The sequence below is a fragment of the Bacillus sp. FSL E2-8900 genome, from assembly GCF_037966225.1.
GTDB lineage: Bacteria > Bacillota > Bacilli > Bacillales > Bacillaceae_G > Bacillus_A > Bacillus_A cereus.
This window is the reverse complement of record NZ_CP150193.1, coordinates 3,054,004-3,072,370: the sequence shown is the minus strand read 5'-3', so window position 1 is coordinate 3,072,370 and position 18,367 is coordinate 3,054,004. Positions and strand designations below refer to the sequence as shown.

Here is an 18,367-nt window from a genome sequence, read left to right as displayed (position 1 = left end):
GGTATAACTCAATTCTTTTATATATGTAGTTAAATATGATTGTCAGAATGAACTTAAAGTAATTATGATTTCTAGAAATGCGAACTGATGTTTTGAATTGGTTTAAAGTTGCTGGAACAAAATAAAACCAATTGAGCAAAAAAACTTGCAAAAATAAAAAGAGAGATGTATATTAATTGATATATCAATAATTGATATATCAATTAATATTTTAACAAGAAAGAAAAGGAACATTTTATGAAGGAAATGTTCGTAAATATCAGTGGAGAAGAACGCAAAATACTTATTCAAGTTCTATTACAGATGCAAAAAAATGTAGAGAATATTAAAGAATAGAGAGTGTAGGGGGGCAGAATAGTGTGGAAATAATCGCAGCTATTTTAGTCGGGATCGTAGCATTAGAACATTTGTTTATCATGATCCTTGAAATGTTTTTTATTGATTCAAAAGTAGCGAAACGTGCTTTCAAATTACCGAAGCATTTAGAAGGAGATCGAAACGTAGCCATTATGTTTGCAAATCAAGGTTTATATAATGGATTTTTAGCGGCTGGTCTCATTTGGGGACTTGTACTTGGGCTCAATCCAATTGGTTATATGGTCCAATTATTTTTCGTGATTTGTGTGGTGATAGCAGCTATTTTTGGAGGTTTCACATCTAATAAATCAATTATTGTGAAACAAGGTCTTCCAGCTGTTTTAGCACTGGTTGCCCTTTTATGTATAATATAGAATCAAAGTTTCTCAATAAAAGAACTCATTTTTGAAAAGAATACGCTATTCTTTCTTTAGAATTATAGGAAAGGATGGCGTTTTTGTATGTCTATTTCTATATGTAGTGAATTATAACTATTCCCTCAAGGGACTCAACTGCTCTTCAGCTTTTGGATATATTTTCATCCATCTTTGTTTCCTCCTATTGTTGGATAGTGTAATAATTGATAAAAATTTTGATGAAATTGGATTATAACGATTGATCAAAAAAGTTAGTGATTAAAAATATTATTCTTTAGTACATACATTTTTAAGATGTTAAATATATTTCATAATAGTCTCTGTAAGATAGGGATAAGTAGAATAGTACTTTTTATAACTTTGAATATCATTCATAATAGCACCAGTAAGAAGAAAACAAGCTTTACGGTACTACTAGTTACCAAAGATGTTACAGTAGTTTATTTAGAATCAGATTGATTGAAAGGTTGTACTATATGGCCTAATAATTTCGAAAAATGCCGGTGTGGCATAAAACAATTATGGAGGTTAAAGGTATGAGTACTTCAAATTTGAATGAAATAAGTAAACAAATTTTAAAAGAGGAGGAAACACTTCAATTTTCCTCTTTTACAAATGAAGATGCCTTGCAACTAGGTTTATTTATCGTTGAAACAGCAAAGCGAGAGGGAAAATTGATTGCTGTTGATATAACGAAAAATGGTGTGCAATTATTTCATTTCAAGATGACAGGGACAAATGAGGAAAATACGAAATGGATTGAGCGTAAAAAACGAGTCGTTTCCCTGCATGATCGTAGCTCGTATTATATGCAGATACAAAGTGAAATAACTGGGGTCTCCTATAATGAAAAATATCTTTTAGATACTTCAGAATACGCTGCGTTTGGTGGATGTTTTCCTATCAGAATAAAAAACGTAGGGGTTATTGGAATGATAACAGTTTCAGGATTACCACCAGAAGAAGATCACGAATTGGTAATAAGGGCAGTTAAAAATCATTTGAAGCAATAGTAAAAATAAATGTGATGGTTAAGTAAAAGCCAAGAATGAACATATTATTGTTCGTTTTTGGCTTTTTATTATTTTTTCTTATAGTCGGCTAAGAGGGTTCTTTTACAGGTAGTACTTAATTTTGCAATGTTCTTTAAATTGCATCGTTTTGTTCGAGTGAGCGAAATTGCTGTAATTGAAGATGCTCTAAATTAATGTGAAATTTGGTGATTAAAGTAGCTACATTTCATATTTGTGTAAATATGAAACAAGCAGGATACATGAATAGAGAATGGGTAAAATAGTACCGAATGATGATTAGATTTTATGAATGATGTTATAAGGCTTTTTTTAGGAAAACTGAAAGAAGCAGTGTGTTTAGATTTAGAATGACTGGCAATGGGTGCTAGGAAGTTCAATGATTCAAAAATGAACTCATTTAAACGCATACTATCTTCGAGATGTATCATTTTGAAGAATATTAAAACTTAGGAGGAACGGAATTATGACAAAAGATTTCTATACTGCACTGAAAGAAAGACGTACTTACTATGGGATTAATAAAGAGGTACAAGTATCGGATGAAAAAATTAAAGAAATCGTGGAGTTTGCTGTGAAATATACTCCATCCGCTTTCAATTCTCAAACTGCACGATTAGTTGTATTATTTGGTGAAGCTCATGATAAATTATGGGATATTACCACTGAAACATTAAGAAAAGTAGTTGGAGATGGAGATTTTTCAGGAACGCAACAAAAAATGGATTCTTTTAAAGCTGGTTATGGAACAGTATTATTCTTTGAAGATGAGGCTATCGTTAAATCGCTTCAAGAAAAATTTGCTGCATATGCTGAAAACTTCCCAATTTGGTCACACCAAGCATCAGGTATGCACCAATTAGTCGTGTGGACAGGTTTAGAAGCAGAAGGATTAGGGGCATCTTTACAACATTATAATCCATTAATTGACGATGAGGTAAAACAAGAATGGAATGTCCCTGCTAATTGGAAACTAATTGCACAAATGCCATTTGGTAATCCAACAGCTGCACCAGGTGAAAAAGAATTCCAACCACTTGAAGAGCGTGTGAAATTTCATAAGTAATATTCGAATGTAATAATACGGTCTAGCTATAGTAGAGTTATTCGCTCTTTTTCGGGAAAGGGCCATGCTATTGATGAAATAGGAAAAATACTATTATATTTAAAAAAGAACAAGGCGATCATTTTTGATTGCCTTGTTTGACATTTGTACAATTAATCTACGCATTAAGCTAACAGCATGAATCATTATTTATATTATCGGGTTATTGTTACCAAACGTTTTTCAAAACTATTTTACCTATTGCTTTATTTGACTCCAAATATTCATGTGCTTGTGCAACTTCATCAAACGTAAAAGGTTTAGAATCTAGCAATGGTCGAAGGTGTCCTTCTTCTACTATTTGCGTTAGTTTAGTTAAAATTTCCCCGCAAGCGTCACGTTTATCTGTATGTAATATTTTTAATGCCATAAAAGTAACGTGCAGAGAGAGTCCTTTTGCGTGTAAAGGAGAGAGGTCATGGGTTGAACGAGCTGCAATAGTTACGACAGTTCCATTGACCGCAGCAGCTTCAAAAGAATGATCAAGATTCTTGCCACCTACTGTATCAAATATAACTTCAAATCCGTTTCCGTTCGTATGTTTTTGTACATATTCTTGAACAGATTCTTCTTTATAATTAATAGCTATATCGGCTCCTAAACGATGGGCTATTTCTATTTTATTTTGCTGAGAAGCTGTTGTGAAAACTTTAGCGCCTGCCCATTTAGCTAGTTGAATGGCTACGTGTCCTACGCCACCAGTAGCTCCATGAATGAGAACATTTTGACCAGGTTTAATATTTGCACGATCAAATAAAGATTCCCAAGCTGTAATTGCAACTAATGGTAGAGCAGCAGCTTCTTCCATTGTTAAATTATTAGGTTTGTGAGCAATTAATCGTGCATCAGCAAGCATAAATTCTGCAAGTGCACCTCCAGTTTCTTTAAAACCTCCGGCACATCCGTATACTTTATCCCCTGATTTGAATTTCGAAACACCTTCTCCTACTTCAATGACAATACCAGCTACATCGCCGTGTAATATAGCTGGAAACTCAGGAGCGACGGCTGAAACGGCACCACTACGCATTTTTGTATCGATTGGATTTACACTTGTTGCTTTTACATCGATTAGAACATGACCTGGTAAAAGTTTTGGTTTTGAAACTTCTTCTAATTGAAATACAGATGAATCCCCAAAAGAATGGATAATTTGTGCTTTCATAGTTTATACCTCCTGTTTGTGGTTATAGCATAGCAAAGTACGAAAAATAAGTATAATATTTTGAATTTGGTTAGTGAGAATTTTATATAAAGAAGAGGAAAGTGCATGAAATGAAATAATGTAACGTACTTCTAAAAACTACTGTAAAGCTTTTTGAAGAAAGGGTATATGTTATTTTTGCAGCATGATTTATTCATTACGTTTATCCCGCTATTTGCCGGGCAGTAAGACCCCCGCCTCAAAATTCAGCGAAAGCAAAGAAGTTAGGTGGGAGTTGGGCTGCTCGTAAAAGCCCGATTGGTGAGGGCTGATTAAAGTTTCACTTGATTCGGAGCGACAGAGGATTTAGCGAAACGCAAAATTTACCCTGCTTTATATAAACTATTTAGTAATGAAAATATACCGCAATCTATTTCGATTATCGGTATTGGCAGAAGGCTAATGTCAGATATGGAATTTCAAACAAAGGTAGAACAATCCCTTGCTACATTTTCTAAAATATCTACTGATGACGAATCAGGAGTAGAAGAATTTATTAGTACATTTCGTTATTGTCAATTAAATACAGCGAATATAGAGGACTATCAAGATTTGTTACGTCTTGTAAAGATGCGTGAAACAGAATTAAACATTCCTAAAAATCGCATGTTTTACCTATCTGTTATACCAGAAGTATTTGATGTCATTGCTTTAAATATTAAGGAAAGTGGATTGTGGGCTACAAAAGGATTGAACCGTCTTATTATAGAGAAGCCTTTTGGTTATCATGTAAAGTCTGCTTGTGAGTTTAACGAAAAAATGATTGAAGATTTTGATGAAACTGACATTTGTTATATCAATCATTATCTTTGAAAATGAATGGTAATTAGGAATACACTTAGAAAAGCATTACGAAATAAATAGTATGTAATGCAAGACATTTTTATTGACGATAATAATTTATGTGGTTAATATATTAGACATAATATTATTTAATTACTAAAAGTAATCAGATATAAAATGTTTCGTTAAATTCTATAAATAAGTAAGTTGTGGTAGAAATGCTTTGAATTGCCACTATTAATATTGGGGACAATTAAAAAGCGAAAGGTATAAAAAGAATTGGGATTTGATAACTCTTTGTTTTTATAAAACATGAGCTTCTGTACAATTCATTTTTAAAATATTGACAAGGATTATACAACAAGAGGGGGACTGAAATTGGAATCAATGACCTTTGTTTTATTTGGAGCGACAGGGGACTTAGCGAAACGCAAAATTTACCCCGCACTATATAACTTATATAGAGATCAAAAGCTTCCAAAGCAAATATCTGTTATCGGGCTTGGGAGACGTGAAGTACCTCATGTAGATTTTCAAAAAAGAATAAAAGAATCAATAGAGACGTTTTCTCGCCATAGAGAAGAAGGGACTTCAGATCTCGAAGGTTTTTTAGATAATTTTCGCTATTGTCCATTAGATGTGAGTAAGCCGGAAGACTATGAGAGATTATTACAAGTCGTTCGCCAAAGGGAAGAAGAACTACATATAAAAGGTAATAGAATGTTTTATCTTTCCGTTGCTCCTGAATTTTTCGAGACAATCGCTTTAAATATTAAGGAAAGCGGACTTGATAAAACGGATGGATGGAAACGCCTAATGATTGAGAAACCGTTTGGGCACGACCTTACATCTGCTCGTGAGCTGAATGATAAGCTTAGTCGCACGTTTGAAGAAGACGAGATATACCGTATTGATCATTATTTAGGTAAACCGATGATTCAAAATCTTGAAGCACTAGAATTTGCAAATCCTGTTCTCCAGTCTATTTGGAATAAAGAACATATAGCGAATGTACAAATCACAGCTAGTGAAACAGTTGGGGTTGAAGAAAGAGCAGGATATTATGATCAGGCAGGAGCCATTCGAGATATGGTTCAAAATCATATGTTACAAATATTAATGATGACTGCTATGAATCTGCCGGAAAAGGTTAATGCATGTGAAATTCGAGAGGAAAAGCGAAAGGTAATGGAAACGCTTCGTAAAGTGAAAAAAGAAGACGTTCAAAGCCATATCATTCGCGGACAATACGCTGCAGGTGAGATAAAAGGCGGGCAAGTTGTAGCATACAAAGAGGAACCAGGAGTAAATCCTTCTTCTAACATAGACACATTTGTTGCTGCTCGCCTGTGGATCGATAATCCATTTTGGACTGGCGTTCCCTTCTATATACGAACAGGCAAACGAATGAAAGAAAAGTCTACTCGTATTGTAATCGAATTTAAAAATACGTTAAAACAGCAATATCAAGATAATAATCCAAATGCAGCACCTAACTTGTTAATAATTGAAATTAGTCCAGGTGAGAACGTTTCATTACAGTTAAACAGTAAAAATCCATTGAAAAATGGAGAAATTGAACCGATGCGTATTAACTTTACTTGTGAGCAAGCGGATGTGGGAGTACCTGAAGCGTATGAAAGACTCATTCATGATGCTGTGAGTGGAGACGCTACATTCTTTGCACATTGGAGAGAAGTTGAATTGTCATGGGAATGGGTACAACCAATTCTTGAAGCGTTCGAGGAAAACTTATTGCCGCTTCATGAATATGAGTCTGGTTCATATGGTCCAGAAGCGTCTAATGAACTGTTGCAAGAAAGTGGATTTAAATGGTGGTTAGATCAAGAGACGGAAAAATAAGTACTTTCTTTCATGAAAGCATTTAGGGGGACGATTACTATGACACAAAACATAAATCAATTAGCAGTGAATACACTTCGTACGTTATCAATTGATGCTATTAATGCGGCAAATTCAGGTCATCCAGGTCTTCCAATGGGAGCAGCACCGATGGCTTATGCATTATGGGCGAATCATTTAAATTACAATCCTAATCACCCAGAATGGTTTAACCGTGATCGTTTCGTTTTATCGGCGGGACATGGATCTAGTCTGTTATATAGCTTACTTCATTTAGCTGGATATGACGTTTCAATTGATGACTTGAAAAACTTCAGAAAGTTAAATAGTCAAACACCAGGACATCCTGAGTTTGGTCATACTCCTGGAGTTGAAGCGACTACAGGCCCGTTAGGACAAGGGATTGCTAATGCTGTCGGAATGGCAATGGCAGAAGCTCATTTAGCAGCGAAGTTCAATAAGGATGGTCACTCTATTATAGATCACAATACGTATGCTTTAGTCGGAGATGGTGACTTAATGGAGGGTGTCGCTTATGAAGCGATGTCAATGGCAGGGCATATGAAACTTGGCAAGTTAATTGTACTGTATGATTCAAATGAAATTTCACTTGATGGTGAATTAAACATTGCTTTTTCTGAAGATATGCAGAAAAGGGTAGAATCTGCACATTGGCAATATGTAAGAGTTGAGGATGGAAACGATGTTGATGCGATTACAAAAGCGATTCAATTAGCGAAAGACAATACGGACCAACCTACTCTTATAGAGATTAGAACCGTTATAGGTTACGGAAGTCCAAAAGTTGCTGGAACGAACAAAGCACATGGTAACCCGCTTGGAGTAGAAGAAGCGACAGCGACAAAACAAGTGTATGGTTGGCATTATGAGGAAGACTTCTTTGTGCCTAAAGAAGTAACAGCTCATTTTAATGATTTGAAACAAAAAGGTATTGAAAAAGAGAACGAATGGAATGAGCAGTTCAACGTATACAGAGAGTCGGACCCTGCACTAGCAGATGAATTAGAAAAAGCGATTACAGGTGAGGTTTTAATTGAAGCGAAAGACATTCTATCCTTTGATACTGAAAAAACGATTTCTACTCGTGTTGCAAGTGGGGAAGCTATTAACCATTATGTGAAATCGATTCCTTCTATTTTCGGTGGAAGTGCGGATCTTTCTCATTCTACGATGACAGATATAAAAGGTGAAGCAGTGTATGCAGTAGAATCGTATGCTGGTCGAAATATATACTTCGGTGTACGTGAACATGCAATGGGCGCGGCAGCGAATGGACTGGCACTTCATGGAGGGGTAAAACCGTTCGTAAGTACATTCTTTGTATTTAATGACTATCTTCGTCCATCTATTCGACTGGCTGCATTGCAAAAGTTACCTGTTACGTACGTATTTACACATGATTCAATTGCTGTAGGAGAAGATGGTCCAACGCATGAACCTATTGAACATTTAGCAGCTCTTCGGGCAATTCCTGGTTTAACAGTTATCCGCCCGTCAGATGCAAATGAAACAGCAAGTGCGTGGGCGTATGCATTACAGCAAACGGATGGTCCAGTCGTTTTAGTACTGAGTCGTCAAAATTTACCGGTGTTTAATGAAACGAAAGCGAACATAGAGAATCTCTCTAAAGGAGCTTACGTATTAACGGAAACAAATGAAAATCCGGATGTAATTTTAATTGCGACAGGTTCTGAAGTATCTTTAGCTGCTAGTGCAAAAGCAAAACTAGAAGAAGACAATGTCTCTGTTCGCATCGTTGCAATGCCGAGCTGGGAGTTATTTGATCGCCAATCGAACGAATATAAAGAATCCGTTCTTCCGTCTTCTATAACGAAACGAGTATCTCTTGAGATGGGTGTATCTCTCGGTTGGGAACGTTATGTAGGGCAAGAAGGAAAAGTACTATCAATTGAAACATTTGGAGCTTCAGGTACTGGAGCTGAAGTCATGAATCTATTTGGATTTACGATAGAAAATGTTGTTCAAATTACAAAAAATGTGTTGAATTCTTAAGCTATGACTGTGAATACCTTTCTAGATTTATCAATACTGAATGGTATTCAAAATCGTAGTGATATGAATTTTTAATAAAAGATAATCTGAGGAGGAATTATATTATGCAAGTAGGATTAATTGGGTTAGGTAAAATGGGATTAAATTTAGGGAAAAATTTAATGGATCATAAACATGAAGTAGCAGCATTTGATTTAAATGCAAGTGCAGTGGAAGAAATGAAAGAGTACGGGGCAACAGGTACATCTAGTTTAAGTGAACTTGTTCAGTCATTACAATCACCAAGAATTCTTTGGGTAATGGTACCACACGCTGTTGTTGATTCTGTTATTGATGAGGTTACACCACTTTTATCAAAAGGAGATATTTTAATTGAAGCAGGTAATTCACATTATAAAGAGTCTATCCGCCGATATGAACAATTAAAGAAAGATGGCATTCACTTTATGGATGCAGGAACTTCTGGCGGAATGGAAGGCGCTCGTAATGGTGCTTGTTACATGATCGGAGGAGATCAAGAAGCTTGGGACATCGTTGAACCTATCTTCCGCGATACTGCTGTAGAAAATGGATTTTTATATGCTGGAAAAGCTGGTAGTGGTCACTTCTTAAAAATGGTTCACAACGGAATTGAATACGGTATGATGGCTGCTATTGGTGAAGGATTTGAGATTCTAGAGAAAAGTGAATTTGACTACGATTATGAAAAAGTATCAAGAGTATGGAACAACGGTTCAGTCATTCGCTCTTGGTTAATGGAATTAACAGAAAATGCATTTTCTAAAGATGCAAAACTGGATGAAATTAAGGGTGTTATGCATTCTTCTGGTGAAGGAAAATGGACAGTAGAAACAGCATTAGACCTTCAAACAGCAACTCCTGTTATCGCAATGTCTCTATTAATGCGCTACCGCTCATTAGACAATGATACATTTACAGGAAAAGTTGTAGCAGCTCTGCGCAATGAATTTGGCGGACATGCAGTAGAAAAGAAATAAAGTGAAACTTTAATAAGTAGGGGCTTTATTCCACACCAATCGGGCTTTTACGGGATAAGCATATTAAACATGTAACTCATCAACGTTTAAAAACTGGAGGGAATGGATCATGAAATTTTTTATTGATACTGCAAATCTTGAGGACATAAAAAAAGCATATAAACTTGGAGTTTTAGCTGGTGTTACAACAAATCCTTCTTTAGTAGCAAAAGAGGGCATTAAGTTTGAAGACCGTATTGCAGAAATTTGTCAGGCAGTGCCGAAAGTTGAATCTGTTTCGGCAGAAGTAACGCCAGATGCTGTTACAGCTGAAGAGATGATCGCTCAAGCAGAGGAACTGATTAAGATTAACGGCGGCGATGAAAAAGTTACAATAAAACTTCCGATGACGCTAGCAGGATTAGAAGCTTGTCGCTATCTTACTGAAAAAGGTGTAAAAACGAACGTTACACTTATTTTCACCGTGAACCAAGCACTTTTAGCAGCTCGAGCAGGTGCAACGTATGTTTCTCCATTTTTAGGGCGCTTAGATGATATTTCTGAAGATGGCGTATTATTAGTTGCTAAAATTGCTGAATTATTCGATGTTCATCAATTAGATACACAAATTATTGCGGCTTCTGTTAGACATCCAGATCACGTAACTCGTGTAGCGATGGCAGGTGCTCACATTGCAACAATCCCTTATAAAGTAATCGAGCAACTTGCTATGCACCCATTAACAGATCAAGGTATTGAGAAGTTTGCTGCGGATTGGGCGAAAGCTCCTAAATTATAATGCATAAAAGTGAAGGGGCTTTCCGAAAATTGCTTTTCATGAGAGGACAAATCCTAAGTAACTTCATCGTTTAAACTGGATCCTGAGTTTGTAGTCTTACTACGTGAAAACAGCAGAGAAGAAAGTGTCATTCACTTTTGAAGAAGGAAAATATGCTCGTATGAAGCATGTATAAAATAACACTATAATTATGAAAGAGAAATCCCCTTATCAGAGAGAGTAGTTAACATGTATCTCTGATAAGGGAGATTCTTTTTGTATAAATTATTATTTTGTGAAGATGATTTGTATATCGATATATAAATTCTTACTCATGAAAGAACGATATAGGTTCTCTTAATTGTATAGTAATTTTGAAAGGGTTTACATAAAGGGGTGGAACTGAGTATGAATATGTACCTTTTAATGATTACATTATTATCAATCGTAATTGTTATTTTAGGGGTGTCGTGGTGGAGATGGCATGCGTTTATTAGTTTAACGGTTGCAAGTTTGTTTTTAGCAATTATGTCTGGAATGCCAATGGATAAAATAGTGAGTGCTTATGAAACAGGAGTGGGAAGTGTTCTAGGGCATTTAGTAGGTATTTTAGTATTAGGTACAATTTTAGGGAAAATGATGGCAGAGTCAGGTGCTGGAATGCAAGTGGCAGAGTTCTTTATTAAATCCTTTGGGATAAAAAACTTACCATGGGCTATGTTAATTGCAGGTTTTATTATTGGAATCCCGGTGTTTTTTGAAGTAGGTATTTTAATATTACTGCCGTTAGTAATTTCAATTCATAAAACAACGAAACAAAATATTTTATTAATAGCATTACCAGCAATTGCTGGGCTATCTGTCGTGCACGGTCTTGTTCCTCCGCATCCAGGGGCCATAGTTGCAATTGGTATTTATAAAGCGAATCTTGGGAAGGTACTAATGTATTCACTCATTATTACATTTTTTGCAGCGATTATTGCAGGTCCTATATTTGCGAAATGGATTCACAAACGTGTAATTCCTGAAAATGAGCCAGAATTGATTCGTGTAAATACAAAATCAACGAAATTACCAGGAATAGGGGTTTCATTTTTAGTTATATTGTTACCTGTTATGTTAATGGTTTTAGCTGCAGCAGCTCCTTATGTGCCTCTTTCTAATACTTTGATGAAGATTATCACATTAATCGGTAGTCCTATCATTGCACTATTGATTGCATGTTTTGCGGCGTTCTATTTTCTTGGATTTCGTCAAGGTATCGATAAAAAAGCTATTAAGAAGATAACAGAAGATAGCTTATTACCAATCGGTTCAATTGTTGCGATTATTGGTGCTGGCGGGGGTTTTAAGCAAATTCTTATCGATAGTGGGGTAGGGAATGCTATTGCTCAAATGTCTGAACATTTAGCTCTATCTCCAATTGTATTAGCATTTATAGTAGCTGGTTTAATTCGAATTGCGACAGGGTCAGCGACAGTCGCCTTAACAACAGCAGCGGGTATCGTTTCGCCAATCGTTGAAAATACAACAGGTGTGAACTTAGAATTACTCGTTATTGCAACAGGTGCAGGAGCATTAATGTTTTCACACGTAAACGATGCTGGTTTTTGGATGGTAAAAGAATACCTAGGTTTAACAGTGAAAGAAACATTTAAAACATGGACAGTATTAGAAACGTTACTTTCATTTATCGCTTTTGGAGGCGTTTTACTAATCGATATGTTTGTTTAAGATAAAGATGTTTCTATTTAGATAATTGTGGCATACAACGTTATCAATAGATAAAAGGAATGTATTTTTATGGTGGGATACTGTAACAATTTTTTGTTAGGAGGAAGAAATGGTGAGCTCAAAATATATGATTGGTGTAGACATTGGGACAACTAGTACAAAATCAGTTCTATTTTCTACTGATGGATCTGTTATTGCTAGTCATGGAATTGAATATCCTTTATATTCTCCTACGCCTGAAACAGCAGAACAAGACCCAGAAGAAATTTTTCGTGCAGTAATACATACGATTAAAGAAACTGTACGATCAAGTAGTGTACAGCCAAGTGATATTCTTTGTGTCTCTTTTAGTTCGGCAATGCATAGTATCATTGCTGTAGATGAAAAGGGAAAGCCGTTAACGAGATGTATCACTTGGGCAGATAATAGAAGTGCAAGCTGGGCGGAGAAAATAAAGAATGATATGAATGGTCATGAAATTTACCTTCGTACTGGGACACCAATTCATCCGATGTCACCACTTTCGAAATTAGTTTGGCTACAGAATGAGAAGGCAGAGTTATTCGCAAAAAGTTATAAATTCATTTCTATTAAAGAATATGTTTTTTACAAGTTATATAAAGAGTATGTAATTGATTATTCTATAGCATCAGCAACAGGGATGTTTAATTTAAAATCTTTAAAATGGGATGAAGAGGCTTTATATGTTGCGGGAATTACAGATGAAAAGCTTTCAAAGCTTGTTCCAACAACGCACAGTTTAACAGGATTAGATGAAGAGCTTGCCAAAGAGATGAATGTACCTGTTTCTACGCCTTTTGTAGTAGGAGCGAGTGATGGAGTACTATCTAATTTAGGGGTAAATGCAATAGATCCTGGCGTTGTGGCTGTTACAATTGGTACAAGCGGTGCGATTCGTGCTGTAACAAATCGTCCTGTAACAGATCCAAAAGGGAGAATCTTTTGTTATGCGTTAACTGAAGACCATTGGGTAATCGGTGGTCCAGTTAATAACGGTGGTATGATTTTCAGATGGGCTCGTGACCAATTGGGTACTTCAGAGATTGAACTTGCGAAGCGTTTAGGAAAAGATCCATATGAAGTACTTACTGAAATAGCAGCAAAAGTGAATCCTGGATCTGACGGTTTATTATTTCACCCGTATTTAGCAGGGGAAAGAGCTCCTTTATGGAATGCAAATGCACGAGGATCTTTCTTTGGACTCGGATTGCATCATAAGAAAGAACATCTGATCCGTGCTGTTTTAGAAGGAGTAATTTATAACTTATATACAGTTCTTCTCGCTTTAAAAGAGCTAATTGGTGAACCGAAAAAAATTCAAGCGACAGGTGGTTTTGCAAGATCGGAACTTTGGAGACAGATGATGGCAGATATTTTCCATCAAGACGTATATGTTCCGGAAAGTTTTGAAAGTTCTTGCTTAGGAGCTGCAATCCTGGGTTTATATAGTTTAGGTGAAATAGATACGTTGCATGTAGTTTCTGAAATGGTAGGTGCAGATTTTCATCATGAGCCAAATATGGAAAGTGTGGAAAAATATAAAGATTTAACGCCAATCTATATCCGTTTGTCCCGTCAATTGGAAGAAGAATATGAAAGTATAGCAGCGTATCAAAAAAAGTGGGTTTAAAAGCTATTTACCAAGAAAATATGGTAACGTATAAAGAGGTACTCCGATTTTTTAGGATACTCTTTCAACATAAAATATTTTAAGAAGCATGATGAACGAAAAATATAGGGAGAGAGGGTTATGAAAATGAAGGATAACAAAGAGTTTATTGGATATGTTGGAACTTACACGAAAGAAAATAGCGAAGGAATATATAAATTTACGCTAGATGTAGAAGCAAAAAAAATTAGTAATGTAACACTTGCCGCTAAGCTGGATAACCCTACATATGTAACGATTAACCGAAATAATGAATATCTCTATTCCGTTGTTAAGGAAGGCGAATCTGGCGGTGTAGCTACGTATTCCATTGATAGTCATACTGGAGAACTAAAAGCGAAAAATAGACAAGTAGTAGAAGGTGCTTCTCCTTGTCATATTAGTGTTGATAGTGGAAATCATACAGTAGTTACAGCGAATTACCATAAAGGAACGATTGAGTCTTTTGAAATAAATGAAGAAAATGGAACTGTAAATCCTGCTTCATCTATTATGGCACATGAAGGTTCAGGTCCGAATAAAGAAAGACAAGAAAAACCACATGCACATTACGCGGGGTACACTCCTGATGAAAAATATGTAGTGGGCGTTGATTTAGGGATAGATAAAATAATTACGTATGAAGTAAAAGATAGTACATTAATAGAAGTGAATAGCCTGTCTGTGAATCCGGGAAGTGGACCAAGACACATTGCTTTTCATCCAAATGGAAAATACGCTTATGTAATGACGGAGCTTAGTTCAGAGGTTATTGCGCTAACATATAACTCGGAAGAAGGATCCTTTACAGAATTACAGTATATTTCTACTGTTCCAGAAGAGTTTGATGAAAATAATCAAGGAAGTGCGATTCATATTTCTTCTGACGGCCGTTTTGTATATGCAGGTAATCGTGGTCATAATAGTATCGCTGTTTATAGCGTAGATCAAAACTCAGGCCAGCTTACATTTGTGGAACATACATCTACAGAAGGAAATTGGCCAAGAGACTTTGTATTAGATCCTACTGAAAAGTTTCTTGTTGCTACAAATGAAAAGTCACATAATCTTGTGTTATTTTCAAGAGATGAATCTACAGGTAGGTTAACACTTTTACAATCTGATGTTGTTGTGCCAGAGCCTGTTTGTGTGAAGTTTTTAAATATATAATTTCAGATGCCTAAACAAAAGCAAAGCGATATCGCTTTGCTTTTTATTATTTCTTTTTCGGCCTACGTACTAATTCGCCGCCGCAGTTTGGACAAACGTTATGTCTTTCTTCTGTACATGGTGCGCAAAATGTACATTCATATATACAAATGTATGCTTCAGAATCTTGTTCGAGCGATTGATCGCAAATTTGACAGTTTGTTTTCATTTCTAGTGCCATAATAAGTCTCCTTTTCAGTTAGAAAATTTACAATTTAATTATAATTCATTAAATAGAAATAGTCCTTTTCAATTGAAAGGAAATCGAATGATAAAGTTATGAATTGAAACGAAAGATGCTGGTTTATTTTAAAATTGATTATTTATTACAGTTGGAATATTATGAAATAGTCAAAAGACAACAGGGGGTATAGATTTTGACTAATCATAACGATCATTTAAAAGCAAACTGCGAAACATGCTTCGGTCTATGTTGCGTTGCATTACCGTTCGCAGCATCGGTAGATTTTGCAGTGAATAAAGATGGTGGTAAACCATGTTCCAACTTACAATCAGATTTCAAATGTAGTATACATAAAAATCTTAGAGGAAAAGGTTATAAAGGTTGTACAGTATTTGAGTGTTTCGGTGCTGGACAGAAGATTTCTCAGGGTACGTTTAAAGGGATTGATTGGCGGAAAGATGCAAAGCATGCAAGAAAAATGTACGATGCTTTTCCGGTTATGCATCAACTTCATGAAATGCTTTGGTATTTGAATGAGGCGATTCTTTTAAAGGCAACACAGCCAATTCATAAAGAGCTGGAGACCGCAATTGAGGAGACAGAGCGACTTTCGAATTTAAATCCAGATGAGTTAATGAAAATAAATGTTCCAATGCATAGGGCAGAGGTGAACATTCTTCTTTTAGAAACGAGCGAATTAGTATGGAAGGAAATGAATACTGCGCGTAAGAAACGAATCATACACCGCGGAGCAGACCTTATGGGAGCGAATCTGAAAAAGAAAAATTTACAAGGTGCAAATTTAAGAGGAGCTTACTTAATTGCGGCTAACTTAAATGGTGCAGATTTAAGAGGAGCAGATCTCATCGGAGCAGATTTGCGAGATGCAGATATTCGCGGGGCTGATTTTACTAATAGTATTTTTCTGACGCAAGTTCAAGTTAATGCTGCGAGAGGGGATAAGCATACGAAATTACCGAAATTATTGTCCCGTCCATCGCATTGGAGTGCGTAAAGAGTGAGGAGTGTTTAGTGTGGATATATTTCAGTATTTAGAAGAGATGCAAGAGGATGTCTTTTCGTTAGCAGTAGAGCAAATAGAAGCGAAGTATTTTGAAATTTGTAGCATGTTAGCGTCTGCAGAATATGCAGAACGAATTAAAGCAATTGATTTAGAGTCATATAAGGAAAGTATTCGAGTAGGTTTGGATGCAGCTGTAGAAATGGCTACTAATGAAGAATCAAAAGCGATTTATTTTGAGTATGACCTTGATAACGAATGGGATAGTCAGTTTTATATTTGTGAGGAATATATTCCACTTGAAGAAGAGGACGATGATTGGGCATCTGAATGGACATATAATATTGAGGGGCCGGGGTCTGTAGAATTAGCAGATATGTATAATGGAAATGGCTTTGACACAAGTGAAAAAGCAGTCGGTATAACTTTATATTTAATTGCTAAAACGCTGTGTAATTTTATAAGTGTACGTAGTGAAGTGCAAAGTAATATACCGATTTGTATTGGTTTTCACGATCAAGATCCAATAATGCGAACAGGCAGAGACTAAGAATCTCTGCCTGCTTTTTATTTCTTTTCAAAAGTAGTAATTAAAACGCTACATATAATAAGAATACCGCCAATAAAAAGGTTACTATTTAATGTCTCATTTAATAAGAGCCAGCCAAGTAATGATCCAACAATAGGTTGGAAGAAGAAAAATAAGGAACCGATGCTTGCATCTATTAATTCTAATCCTTTATTCCAAAGGAAAAAGGCACCTGCTGTTGAGACAATACCTAAGTATAATACGCCAAATATTACGTACGTATTTACTGTTCCGATAGAGGATGTTTGTAGTTCCCATATCATAAAGGGTGTAATAAAAAAGAGTGAAAAGAATATGGCATACGTTGTAATAACTAAGGATGAGAATTGGATTGAAGCGATCTTTACATAAATAGATAGTAAAGCCCACGTAATAGCGGCTCCAACTAAAATGATTGTTCCGATAAAATAGGAGCCAATTTCAATATCCCACCCGATTACGATAATGACGCCGATTGTCGCTAGTATAGTAGATAAAAGTCTACGGGCGCTTAGTTTTTCTTTCAAAATGAGCGCTGCAAATATAACCATAAATGCAGGTGTAGCTGATGTAACTAACGAGCCTGTATGAGCGTCGGATAATTTTGTTCCGATAAATTGGCATGTGATCGAAATGAAATAGCCGATAAATCCAATCCAAGCGAATAGGAGCCAATCTTTTTTGCGAATGGTTACTTTTTTCTTTTGCTTTTTCTCAGCTAGTTTCAAAATGCCATACAAAACAACAAAAGCAATGATAAAGCGTAGCCAAACGAGTGTTAGTGGTGGGATAAAATCGAGTACGTATTTGCTAACAACATACATACCACCCCATATACTTGCTGCTAGTGATAAACATATAGCGCCTAAAATTGTGTGTTTCATATAAAGTACCTCCGTCTATTTTTAGGGTATTATGAGTTCCCTAAGACGAGGCATGGTGCACGTGTTATATGATTGCCCGTCTTAGTTTATAGACGGCCTACAGGTTGATCGTTTTCGAATGAAGTGTTGTAGTACATGTGTATTCCTCCTCTTTAAGTTATAATGATATTATAACTTAATTTTCTGATTATTGGAGGTTGTTATGAAATATATTGTTATAAAATCACATGTTAGCAATTATCCTAATCCAATTCGCTTAGAAGAGGGGGATGTAGTGAAAATGATAGAGAGCTACGCTGGTCCGGAAAACTGGGGAAACTGGATGTTTTGTCACGAAGAGAAATATGACGGGAAAGGATGGGTTCCGGAGCAAATTATAAAAAAAGATATGAATGGAACAGGAATTATTATAAAACAATATACTGCGAAAGAATTAAATGTGAGTATTGGAGAAAGAGTGATTGGATTAGAAGAATTGAATGGATGGGTTTGGTGCGAAGGAAGAGATGGTGAGAAGGGCTGGGTACCAAAGGAAAACTTACAAAAATATTAATAATAATATTTGATCAATAATTAGGAAACATATTTT

General features: G+C 35.8%; 16 protein-coding genes and 1 pseudogene. 14 read left to right on the top strand and 3 right to left on the bottom strand.

Annotated features, from left to right (window positions below):
- Positions 1–359 precede the first annotated feature (359 nt).
- From NST90_RS15710 to NST90_RS15700, 3 genes are all read left to right on the top strand, one after another.
- A complete protein-coding gene (locus tag NST90_RS15710; RefSeq protein WP_000402471.1) occupies positions 360–731 on the top strand; it encodes a DUF1304 domain-containing protein in 372 nt (123 codons plus the stop codon).
- Positions 732–1,231: 500 nt separating this feature from the next.
- Entirely contained in the window at positions 1,232–1,747 is a 516-nt protein-coding gene (locus NST90_RS15705) for a heme-degrading domain-containing protein (RefSeq protein WP_130813683.1), read from the top strand.
- Positions 1,748–2,231: 484 nt separating this feature from the next.
- On the top strand, positions 2,232–2,831 hold the full coding sequence (locus NST90_RS15700) for a nitroreductase family protein (protein WP_000158938.1): 600 nt from the start codon (positions 2,232–2,234) through the stop codon (positions 2,829–2,831).
- A gap of 208 nt (positions 2,832–3,039) precedes the next feature.
- On the opposite strand, the gene NST90_RS15695 is transcribed toward NST90_RS15700, so the two are convergent.
- Positions 3,040–4,035, bottom strand: a complete 996-nt coding sequence (locus NST90_RS15695) for a zinc-dependent alcohol dehydrogenase family protein (protein WP_000647252.1) — start codon at positions 4,033–4,035, stop codon at positions 3,040–3,042.
- A gap of 339 nt (positions 4,036–4,374) precedes the next feature.
- Between NST90_RS15695 and NST90_RS15690 the strand changes: the two are divergent.
- From NST90_RS15690 to NST90_RS15655, 8 genes and pseudogenes are all read left to right on the top strand, one after another.
- Positions 4,375–4,887: pseudogene (locus NST90_RS15690) on the top strand (glucose-6-phosphate dehydrogenase); the annotation flags it as partial.
- A gap of 348 nt (positions 4,888–5,235) precedes the next feature.
- Positions 5,236–6,720, top strand: a complete 1,485-nt coding sequence (zwf, locus tag NST90_RS15685; protein ID WP_046392915.1) for a glucose-6-phosphate dehydrogenase — start codon at positions 5,236–5,238, stop codon at positions 6,718–6,720.
- A gap of 39 nt (positions 6,721–6,759) precedes the next feature.
- A complete protein-coding gene (tkt, locus tag NST90_RS15680; RefSeq protein ID WP_283748143.1) occupies positions 6,760–8,754 on the top strand; it encodes a transketolase in 1,995 nt (664 codons plus the stop codon).
- Between the two features lie 104 nt (positions 8,755–8,858).
- The gene (gene gnd, locus NST90_RS15675; protein ID WP_001195911.1) at positions 8,859–9,752 is read left to right on the top strand and encodes a phosphogluconate dehydrogenase (NAD(+)-dependent, decarboxylating); all 894 of its coding nucleotides are present in this window, start codon (positions 8,859–8,861) and stop codon (positions 9,750–9,752) included.
- Between the two features lie 109 nt (positions 9,753–9,861).
- Complete coding sequence (fsa, locus tag NST90_RS15670; protein WP_000667676.1) at positions 9,862–10,530, top strand: fructose-6-phosphate aldolase; 669 nt, start codon at positions 9,862–9,864, stop codon at positions 10,528–10,530.
- A gap of 387 nt (positions 10,531–10,917) precedes the next feature.
- Positions 10,918–12,243 carry a gluconate permease GntP gene (gene gntP / locus NST90_RS15665; protein ID WP_006922503.1) on the top strand — a complete coding sequence of 442 codons (1,326 nt, stop codon included), beginning with the start codon at positions 10,918–10,920 and terminating at the stop codon, positions 12,241–12,243.
- A gap of 109 nt (positions 12,244–12,352) precedes the next feature.
- Positions 12,353–13,894 (top strand): gluconokinase, encoded by a 1,542-nt coding sequence (gntK, locus tag NST90_RS15660; RefSeq protein WP_000254946.1) that lies wholly within the window; start codon positions 12,353–12,355, stop codon positions 13,892–13,894.
- 120 nt (positions 13,895–14,014) lie between these two features.
- On the top strand, positions 14,015–15,082 hold the full coding sequence (locus NST90_RS15655) for a lactonase family protein (RefSeq protein ID WP_283748144.1): 1,068 nt from the start codon (positions 14,015–14,017) through the stop codon (positions 15,080–15,082).
- A gap of 46 nt (positions 15,083–15,128) precedes the next feature.
- Here NST90_RS15655 and NST90_RS15650 read toward each other — a convergent pair whose 3' ends face one another.
- Positions 15,129–15,302, bottom strand: coding sequence for a DUF1272 domain-containing protein (locus NST90_RS15650; RefSeq protein ID WP_242320583.1), 174 nt, complete (start codon positions 15,300–15,302; stop codon positions 15,129–15,131).
- Positions 15,303–15,498: 196 nt separating this feature from the next.
- On the opposite strand from NST90_RS15650, the gene NST90_RS15645 reads away from it, so the two are divergent.
- Complete coding sequence (locus tag NST90_RS15645; RefSeq protein ID WP_000181453.1) at positions 15,499–16,320, top strand: pentapeptide repeat-containing protein; 822 nt, start codon at positions 15,499–15,501, stop codon at positions 16,318–16,320.
- A 19-nt stretch (positions 16,321–16,339) separates the two neighbouring features.
- Positions 16,340–16,876 carry a hypothetical protein gene (locus NST90_RS15640; RefSeq protein WP_070180356.1) on the top strand — a complete coding sequence of 179 codons (537 nt, stop codon included), beginning with the start codon at positions 16,340–16,342 and terminating at the stop codon, positions 16,874–16,876.
- Positions 16,877–16,893: 17 nt separating this feature from the next.
- On the opposite strand, the gene NST90_RS15635 is transcribed toward NST90_RS15640, so the two are convergent.
- Positions 16,894–17,778 (bottom strand): DMT family transporter, encoded by an 885-nt coding sequence (locus tag NST90_RS15635; protein ID WP_242266164.1) that lies wholly within the window; start codon positions 17,776–17,778, stop codon positions 16,894–16,896.
- Positions 17,779–17,980: 202 nt separating this feature from the next.
- Here NST90_RS15635 and NST90_RS15630 point away from each other — a divergent pair, with 202 nt between their 5' ends.
- A complete protein-coding gene (locus NST90_RS15630; RefSeq protein WP_070180355.1) occupies positions 17,981–18,331 on the top strand; it encodes an SH3 domain-containing protein in 351 nt (116 codons plus the stop codon).
- The last annotated feature ends 36 nt before the right edge of the window (positions 18,332–18,367 follow it).

What these genes read in the sequence shown, in the direction of transcription:
- NST90_RS15705 (WP_130813683.1), top strand. Translation starts at nt 1,232, where the DNA reads ATGCCGGTGTGGCATAAAACAATTATGGAGGTTAAAGGTATGAGTACT.
- NST90_RS15700 (WP_000158938.1), top strand. Translation starts at nt 2,232, where the DNA reads ATGACAAAAGATTTCTATACTGCACTGAAAGAAAGACGTACTTACTAT.
- NST90_RS15695 (WP_000647252.1), bottom strand. Translation starts at nt 4,035, where the DNA reads ATGAAAGCACAAATTATCCATTCTTTTGGGGATTCATCTGTATTTCAA.
- tkt (WP_283748143.1), top strand. Translation starts at nt 6,760, where the DNA reads ATGACACAAAACATAAATCAATTAGCAGTGAATACACTTCGTACGTTA.
- gnd (WP_001195911.1), top strand. Translation starts at nt 8,859, where the DNA reads ATGCAAGTAGGATTAATTGGGTTAGGTAAAATGGGATTAAATTTAGGG.
- fsa (WP_000667676.1), top strand. Translation starts at nt 9,862, where the DNA reads ATGAAATTTTTTATTGATACTGCAAATCTTGAGGACATAAAAAAAGCA.
- gntP (WP_006922503.1), top strand. Translation starts at nt 10,918, where the DNA reads ATGAATATGTACCTTTTAATGATTACATTATTATCAATCGTAATTGTT.
- gntK (WP_000254946.1), top strand. Translation starts at nt 12,353, where the DNA reads ATGGTGAGCTCAAAATATATGATTGGTGTAGACATTGGGACAACTAGT.
- NST90_RS15655 (WP_283748144.1), top strand. Translation starts at nt 14,015, where the DNA reads ATGAAAATGAAGGATAACAAAGAGTTTATTGGATATGTTGGAACTTAC.
- NST90_RS15650 (WP_242320583.1), bottom strand. Translation starts at nt 15,302, where the DNA reads ATGGCACTAGAAATGAAAACAAACTGTCAAATTTGCGATCAATCGCTC.
- NST90_RS15635 (WP_242266164.1), bottom strand. Translation starts at nt 17,778, where the DNA reads ATGAAACACACAATTTTAGGCGCTATATGTTTATCACTAGCAGCAAGT.
- NST90_RS15630 (WP_070180355.1), top strand. Translation starts at nt 17,981, where the DNA reads ATGAAATATATTGTTATAAAATCACATGTTAGCAATTATCCTAATCCA.